The sequence below is a fragment of the Mesorhizobium sp. WSM4823 genome (assembly GCF_055811195.1).
Window position 1 is genome coordinate 1 of the sequence record NZ_JBVVQL010000007.1, and the last position, 765, is coordinate 765.

A 765-nucleotide genomic window follows, 5' to 3' on the forward strand; every position below is an offset into this window, starting at 1 on the left:
GCGCCGGTATCGCCTGTGGCTCCGGTATCGCCTGTGGCTCCGGTATCGCCAGTGGCGCCGGTGTCACCAGTTGCACCGGTATCGCCAGTCGCACCGGTATCGCCTGTGGCTCCGGTATCGCCAGTTGCACCGGTATCGCCAGTCGCGCCGGTATCGCCGGTCGCACCCGTTGCGCCGGTATCGCCCGTTGCACCGGTATCGCCTGTGGCGCCCGTGTCGCCAGTCGCGCCGGTATCGCCGGTCGCACCCGTTGCGCCGGTATCGCCTGTGGCTCCGGTATCGCCTGTGGCTCCGGTATCGCCAGTAGCTCCGGTATCGCCCGTTGCACCCGTGTCGCCTGTGGCTCCGGTGTCACCCGTTGCGCCCGTGTCGCCTGTGGCTCCGGTATCGCCCGTTGCACCGGTATCGCCAGTCGCACCGGTATCGCCAGTAGCTCCGGTCGCGCCAGTGGCGCCGGTCGCGCCGGTATCGCCGGTCGCACCCGTTGCGCCGGTATCGCCCGTTGCACCGGTATCGCCAGTTGCGCCGGTGTCACCAGTTGCACCGGTGTCACCAGTTGCACCGGTGTCGCCCGTTGCACCGGTATCGCCGGTCGCGCCTGTGGCTCCGGTATCGCCAGTCGCGCCGGTATCGCCTGTGGCTCCGGTATCGCCAGTGGCGCCGGTGTCACCAGTTGCACCGGTATCGCCAGTAGCTCCGGTGTCACCCGTTGCGCCGGTGTCGCCAGTTGCACCCGTGTCGCCTGTGGCTCCGGTATCGCCAGTG

1 protein-coding gene is annotated in these 765 nt (G+C 69.2%); it reads right to left on the reverse strand.

Features of this window, described 5'->3' with window-relative positions; translation table 11 throughout:
- Positions 1-765: hypothetical protein (locus AC0L26_RS18565; protein ID WP_473633864.1), on the reverse strand; the 765-nt coding region annotated here is incomplete at both ends.